This window comes from Snodgrassella sp. B3882, from assembly GCF_026535915.1.
Lineage (GTDB): Bacteria > Pseudomonadota > Gammaproteobacteria > Burkholderiales > Neisseriaceae > Snodgrassella.
Window position 1 is genome coordinate 1,237,054 of record NZ_JAFNPF010000001.1, and the last position, 8,144, is coordinate 1,245,197.

Below are 8,144 nucleotides of genomic sequence, written 5' to 3' on the forward strand. Positions count from 1 at the left end.
CAATGCTTTTTAGGTTTTACAAGTCATCATATCATTCTCTAACCAGTTAAATTATTCTAATCATCAAGATAATTAAAACTTGTTGAAACATAACTGTTTAGCCTAGTTAAATACATTTATATTGTCTTTATCAAACAATAATTCGATCCCTTTCTTGATTTCAGATATATCATCTAAGTATAAAATATGTAGATTTTTCTTCGCCCGAGAGCAAGCCACGTAAATCAGATTCTGAGTATTTTCAAATTGTTTTTTGTAGTTGATATCCAGTAATTTGATATCTTGTTCTTCTAGAGTAGATTGAATATGAGAAAAATAATTTTTAAATTTATTTTTCCCACTTTTGGAGCCAAAATGATGTTCCATAATAATAGCTACATTATCATATTCTGCTCCTTTAGTTCCATGATAGGTGTGATAAATTACCTGTGTATTCTCATTTCGTTCTTCATTAATAAATGAAACCCAATTTAACCATTCTGTCATATTGACATTCAAAATCGCTGCTATTATTTTTTCATTTTCTTCTTTTTGTGCTTCATCCCAATTTTGTTTTTCAAGCGTAATTTGATAGATCATATCTTGAATATATTCATAAAATGAATCATATTTTTTGATTTCTGAATAATTTATAACCAGAAAGTTATTAAGACAATATTTAATTGCCAAATTTGTATAATTAGGGTCATTATCTTGAATAATTTGCGATATATTCTTGACTAGGTCATGCAAAGTGGTCACATTCATAGCAGAAAATGAATCAATGACCTTTTTTGCATGTTCAAAGGTAATATCATTCTTGGTTTTTCCTAATAGATCATGATAGGTTGTTTTCTTATTATTTAACTTTTTATAAAACATCACTAGATGATAAAAAATGAGCACAGTCGGATGAAGTTTTTCTAATTGATGTGAGAGCAGTTGAGAATTAAGATCTTTCCAATAAATAATGTCACCAATTATTTTATAGATATTTTCAAAGCCTCCTAGGCTGGCTAATGAACGATTTAGAGGTACCAAACAATCAATTTTTTCGCCTGGTGAGATTGTATTTTTAAAGTGCTCAATGAATTCTAGTATTTTAATTGTTTTATTTTCTTCATTGGTATTCATTAAATAGGAAAACTGTACGTTCCCATGTTTGCTATTAGGATCTATGGGTTCTTGTAAGATTTTGTCATCTCTAATTTTATTAATCACATTTATAAGCTGTAAATGGGCTCGTCGATTGAATACTTTATCAATATTTTCTAACTTTGGATGAATTTTCTGAATGTTACTGCCAACACCATCATCATAGATATTTTGTTTTGTATCTCCAAAGTAACCTACAAGCCATCGTTGTTGGTTCTGATGCGCATCGTTTGCAAGTACATAAGAGTGCAAAATTTGGACCAACTTTATTACATTCTCGTGAGTATCTTGATACTCGTCGATAAAAAAATAAGGGTATTTATCGACGATAATTCTTTGCAGCATTGGATATTTCTCAACCATCGAAAGGCTATATTCCAATAATGTATCATGACTAAACTTCATCGCAGTTAAACGGTCTGAATTAGATTTGCTGTCATATTGAATTTTAATGTTTTTTCGTTGTTGAGGGTCATCAATTCTCGCAATCGCATTTACATAACGCTCTTCTTTATACAAAAGTTCTATCAAGAACTTAAATTTAGCTACATTTTTTAAGGCTGAGGAAAGATAAGGGTGTTCTTCTTGAAATTCTTTATAACAATCTTTAAATGCCTGAGCTGGGTAATCTTTGATTTTATAATACAATTCTTCTGTTTCTTTAATTAGCGATAAAAAAGACTCTAAATTGTCATTAAAAATGCCTGAAAAATTTGGATTGGCTTTATGTTCTTCTATTTTTTCTTGAATTTCCTTTAATTTTTTACTTAGCTTATTTCTATGTAAATCAATTAATTCCTTCTTTTGATATAACTTGATTTGTTCCCATAACATTTCATGAATAGTTGAAACTACAGCAAATTGTGTATTACCAAGACGTTCTTTTATTTCATTAACGGCGACATTTGTATAGGTAATACAAATGATTTTTTGATTATTTTTTTTCAATTCTACTTGCTTTGAATTTAGAATATATTTAATCGATTCGATCAGGGCATAAGTTTTGCCTGCGCCTGCGCCGGCATTAAATCGAAAACTTCTATACTCATTAATTGCAGCAAAAATTTTTTCTTGGACTTCTCGTTCTTTGGCCAGATTTTGTTCTAATGTCATCACTTACACACCTTTATTAAGTTCAATTTCCAGCCAGGCTAAACCATCCTGTATATATTGAGGCAATTTGGGTTTGTCGGATTCTGAAGACGTGATCAGTTCGTAAAGTAATTCACTTGCAAATTCAGATTTACCACCGCTATTGCTAAGACTGCACTGCAATCTATAAGAATTATCTTTTATTTTTTCCGTATCTTTTCCATTATCGGTAATTTCGTTATAATCTTTTTTTCTAAGCTGTTTGATTAAATCTTGAACTAATTTATTCTGATAATTAGTTAAAATAAATGCTTCCTCTAGGCTGGTGGCAAATTGCCCCTCTATAGGATCTTTTTGATAAACGATACATAGATAGTCTTCTTTTATATAATCTGTAAGGTTGCTGAGGCTGTTGGCTTTATTTGATTTTTCTACATTTTTTAAAAAATGCATTATTGTTGGATTTGTGGTTTTTCTATCGTCTAAATCTATTATTTGAGCATATCTGATTGGATAATTATCATTATTTTCACAAATTGGGCATAGCCGTTTATCTTCTTGATTGTTTGTATCTTTATCTTCTTGGTTGTTTATGTCTTTATCTTTTTTTTTGTGCTTTTTATTTTTTTCACATTCATACCGTTTAATATCTAGATCAGTAATGATTAAGCAAGGGATATTTAATCTTTTAATCAGTGGTAAATAAACTTTACTATAATTACCTTCAATTCTAAATAAAGTGATGTAGTGATTTTTCAGTTTATCATTTTGTTCTAAATAATAATGTAACAGTGTTTCTTCTGTTACTCCTTCCACAAAAATAACCGCATCGGAAAAAAACAATTCAGATACTTTGTATTTGATGTGTTTTTTTAAGAATGTTATATCTTTATTTTTGGTTGAGCTATTTTGATCTAGAATGTTTTTATCGTTTAATGGTATTGCAATAGAAAATTTATCTTTAATGGTTAAGTAATTGATGTTATTGAATGAATTGCCACTATGAATTTTACTATTTACAATATGAGAGGAATGCGTTGTTACGACGATTTGACATTGAAGTGTTTTTTTAAATTTAGTATCTTTATTATTGGCCAATTGTAAAGCTTTTTGAACAGCGTTATCAATACGAGAGATAAAAAATTCCTGCATTTGCGGATGCATGAATACCTCTGGTTCTTCAATAAATAATAAATTTATTCGGCTTTGATGGCAATTCGCTTCATAATTATCAATATAATGAATAATTTCACCAATGATATTGAGTAAATTCACATAGCCTAAACCAAATTGATCTTCAGGTATGATTTCATCACCATCAGTAAAGCTATATTTAATTAAGCTCTTTAGAATACTTTTCTTAGTAACATTCCCTGTAAGTAGCAAATCAACATGATTGTTATTTTCGATACTCTGTAAAATTTCAGAAACAGAATTATTTTTGCTTTGCACTGTCCCTGTAATAGTTGTATTGATGGTATCGATACCCTGATTAATATCATTATTAGCGCTCTCATCCTCAAATTGAGAAGAGACAATTCGCTGAAATACAGTTGTAAGAACATTTTCATTTAAGTGACGATTCGCTCTGATATATCTAATGGAAAAAAGGTTATGCAATGAAAAGGAGGTAATATCACTATCATTTATGTTTTTATATGTGACGTTATATTCAACTATTGTTTTATCATCAAGTAGCTCACATAGCTTTTCTAACAGTGTATCGGTTTTAGGATTAGTGCTGGTTTGATCTTTTTTGTTCTCGTTTTCTTTGTCTTGTTCTTTTTTTTCTAGAATAATCTTTTTAATATGCTCATAAAAAATTTGTGTATCTTTTATTCCATATATCACCTTTATTTCAATTGGTTCTGTTAGTGTGTGATTACTGAGCGTGATAAAACTGGAAAGGTTAGTAATGAGATCTTGGCATCCATTTGAATCGATTTTCACTCTAAGTATAAACTCTAACTCAGGAGTCGGAAGCTTTTCGAATGAATTATTTGCTTCGTAAGCTTCTACATATTTTTTAAGTAAATTTTTTAAATAATATACATTAAAATCAGTCGATTTGGGTGATTTGTTTTTTTCCTGGGCAATAAATGTTAGCGCATTAGTAATTGTTGTTTTTCCCGCATTGTTTTTACCAATAATTAAGGTACTCGATGAAGAGATTAATGGATTTATTTCTGTATCAGTTTTTCCAGTTGAATGACCGATCTCGCTAGCATTGACAAAATATATTGTATTGTCTTTTTCACCAAATTTTCGATAATTTTTTATAGTAAAACTTTCCAAATACATGATTAATCTCCCAGTTAAATGTATAGATTAAATATTTAATTTGTGTCCATCTATTTAAGAATTCCAATTCAATTTATTTATAAGGTAAATACCATAAAATCAACGCCACTATGATTTATGTTTAGATTTGAAATCTTAATTTTTAATTTAAAAATTTAATTTCAAAATATTATTTATGAATAATTTCAAGTTTTATTTAAAATAATTTAATTAATGACTATATTCCTTGAATAATTAAGCATGAATTTATACTTATAATCTAATCACCACATGTTTATGGCTAAAATGCAAAAAAAGGCTGTATTTTTTCAATTTCTCTTTAAAATAACATGGCCATTTTTAGCTATAATTAAAGTTTCAGGAAAATTTTAACTTTTATGATAGCCCAATATCTTTATAACACATTACCAGAATTTCTATGCTTTTGATATGAAAACAATAATCCATCAAGCTTCTTTGATTATTACCATCATCGTAAATCTACAATATCTTACCTTTTATCTTATCGCGGCTATAAACAATCATATTAAGACAGGAATTTTTCAGGATAATTCTAATAGATGAGCACATGATCAATTTTGCCTTTATATAGTTCATGCTATTTCAAATAAATTGTCAGTCAATCTTTCAGTTGCTTTATAATTCTGATTTTAATCAATAACCTGTAGAGTCTGTGATAACTGTTCACTTCCTTTTAGTATAGATAAGGTTAATAATAAAACTAAATAACCAATTGTCATAGTATTTGATTAATTATGTCAATGATAATGCTCTAAATCAAATATTACAATAGGAATATTTTGACAAATCAAGCATTATTTAATTATGAGATTAATATACAGCTAGGATAGTAGATCTCCTAAGCTTTAATCTTAAGCTTGCAAGCACTACTTTGGCTGCATTACAGTTATGATTATTAAAAATAACCTGCGAATCAAACTCTTTTAATTCGATGGATTGTGCATTGGTATTTTTAGTCGTGAAATTTACTTAATGGAATTTTTTTTCTGTCTAATTCGCTGAGAATATGGAGTATTCTATGCAACCAAGCGTGCCAAAGGGTTTGCTCAATTGTGTTTTTCTCCCTTGATTTATATAGATCAATAAATGACCGTATTTGGCGCTACTTTTTCAATCCTACATAATCTGGTTGTAACTCGAATAGTCCTATCTTTCATAAAGTAGGAAGGTAATGAATAGGCTGCATAAATACCATTTTTATACTTTAAAAATAAAAATACTTAAAAATAAATGAATAAATCAATATCTCATCAAATGGCTTAATGCTTCAATAAGTTAAAAAGCCAGTGACACTTTTGATATCACTGGCTGTTCATCATGGTAACTAAAACGCTTAAATGCTTAGTTTATTCCCACTCAATAGTGGCAGGAGGTTTGCCGCTTACATCGTATACTACGCGATTAATACCACGGACTTCATTAATGATGCGGTTGGAAACGCGGCCTAGCAGATCGTAGGGTAGGTGGGCCCAATGAGCTGTCATAAAATCACTGGTAACAACAGCACGCAGTGCCACGACATATTCATAGGTGCGACCATCTCCCATCACGCCCACAGATTTGACGGGTAAAAACACGGCAAAGGCCTGACTGGTTTTATCGTACCAGCTTACTCCATCTTCATCACAAGTATGGCGTAGTTCTTCTATAAAAATATGATCAGCGCGACGTAATAAGTCTGCGTATTCACGCTTTACTTCACCTAATATACGCACGCCCAGACCAGGTCCAGGGAATGGGTGACGATAAACCATTTCGCGTGGTAAACCCAACGCCACACCCAGTTCACGCACTTCATCTTTAAACAAATCGCGTAATGGCTCCAGTAGTTGCAGATTAAGTGTTTCTGGTAGACCGCCCACATTATGATGGCTTTTAATGGCATGTGCTTTTTTGGTTTTGGCACCAGCACTTTCTATAACATCAGGGTAAATGGTTCCTTGTGCCAGCCATTTGGCATTTTTGCGCTTGGCCGCTTCACGTTGAAAGACTTCAACAAATTCAGCGCCAATAATTTTACGTTTACGTTCAGGATCGGTTTCACCTGCCAGTTTGTGCAGAAAATCAGTAGAGGCATCAACGTGAATGACATTGACCCCGAGATTGTTGCTAAACATGTCCATTACCATCTGAGCTTCCTGATAACGTAACAGACCATGATCGACAAATACACAGGTTAATTGATCGCCAATGGCACGATGAATCAGTGCCGCGGCCACGGAGGAATCTACACCGCCAGATAAGCCTAAAATGACTTCATCCTGCCCAACTTGCTCACGAATTTTTGTGACCGCTTCATCAATATAGTTAGGCATGGTCCAGCTTGGTTTAGCCTGACAAATTTCCAGCACAAAGCGATTAATTAATTCACGACCTTTTTTAGTATGGGTTACTTCTGGATGAAATTGAACACCATAAAAATGCTTTTCACTATTTTCAATGATGGCATATGGACAGCTTGGGGTATGACCTATTGTTTTAAAACCATTAGGTAGTTTGCTGACTTTATCGCCATGACTCATCCATACATCAAGCTTATTAGCCTGATTATCAAAAATACCGTTAGTCAATAAGCTTTCTTCTGTGGTTACCTGAGCATAGCCAAATTCTCGTTGATCGCCGCTACTGACTTCACCACCCATTGTATAGGCTAGCCATTGTAATCCATAGCATATACCTAAAATAGGAATACCCAGATTTAAAATCTCAGGATCTGCCTGATAATCCGAATCGTAAACGGAATTGGGTCCACCAGAGAGAATGATACCTTTTGGCGCAAATGCTTTGATATCTGCAATAGGCATATCAAAGGAATGCAGTTCACAATATACATGGGCTTCACGTACGCGCCGGGCGATGAGTTGGGCTACTTGAGAACCGAAATCGAGAATTAAAATTTTATCCTGGTTCATGCTAGGCTCTTGATAATGGTTTAATATATAAAGTTATTTATTTTATCACTTTTTTGATATTAATTCTGCAATGATCTTTTTTCTTTTAGATAACTTATTTGATTTATGACTGGATTTTATATGTTGATTTTTGCTTTAGGTCATTATAAATGAAAGTTAGGAAAATGATTTATTGAAAATTAAATTTCTGCTTTTCGCAATTTAACCCAGTAACAAAGATTGTAAGGAAATGCGTGCTTATTAGTGAGTAAAAGATAGGCTCTCTAATATGGAAAGAATAGTTTGCCACATAAATTATAAATATTTCATTTATTGATAGGATTTTTTTGTGCTAAATTAAAACCAATACGAAATTATTATGCAAAAATACGCTCTACTTAGTTTTGCCTTTGATTAGGGGGTAGTTTAAAACTATGCTGTTGGTTTTAGACGTCAGATATCGTAAATACAACATTAATCTATGAGTAAGAAGTTTACTTGAAGTTTAAATTTGGAACCTTATTTTAAATAATATTTTATATTTCAATAAATTAAATGTAAACTAATATTATAACCCCTAAGAAATTATAATTGATGCAAATAAATTTCTTTAAAAATATTTAAATATTAAAAAATTAAGTTATAATAATTACAATTTTGGCTAAAAATATTGACAAATGAATTGAGGAGGGATAAAATATGGAT

General features: G+C 31.1%; 3 protein-coding genes. All 3 read right to left on the reverse strand.

The features are described from left to right. Positions 1-102: 102 nt before the first annotated feature. A complete protein-coding gene (locus tag J3U68_RS05280) occupies positions 103-2,247 on the reverse strand; it encodes a UvrD-helicase domain-containing protein (RefSeq protein WP_267375314.1) in 2,145 nt (714 codons plus the stop codon). Between the two features lie 3 nt (positions 2,248-2,250). Continuing rightward, positions 2,251-4,527: an AAA family ATPase gene (locus J3U68_RS05285; protein WP_267375315.1), complete on the reverse strand. Its 2,277-nt coding sequence runs from the start codon at positions 4,525-4,527 to the stop codon at positions 2,251-2,253. A 1,367-nt stretch (positions 4,528-5,894) separates the two neighbouring features. Then, the gene (gene guaA, locus J3U68_RS05290; RefSeq protein ID WP_267375316.1) at positions 5,895-7,460 is read right to left on the reverse strand and encodes a glutamine-hydrolyzing GMP synthase; all 1,566 of its coding nucleotides are present in this window, start codon (positions 7,458-7,460) and stop codon (positions 5,895-5,897) included. Between the last annotated feature and the right edge of the window lie 684 nt (positions 7,461-8,144).

Coding starts and splice junctions, on each gene's coding strand:
- J3U68_RS05280 (WP_267375314.1), bottom strand. CDS start 2,247: ATGACATTAGAACAAAATCTGGCCAAAGAACGAGAAGTCCAAGAAAAA.
- guaA (WP_267375316.1), bottom strand. CDS start 7,460: ATGAACCAGGATAAAATTTTAATTCTCGATTTCGGTTCTCAAGTAGCC.
- J3U68_RS05285 (WP_267375315.1), bottom strand. CDS start 4,527: ATGTATTTGGAAAGTTTTACTATAAAAAATTATCGAAAATTTGGTGAA.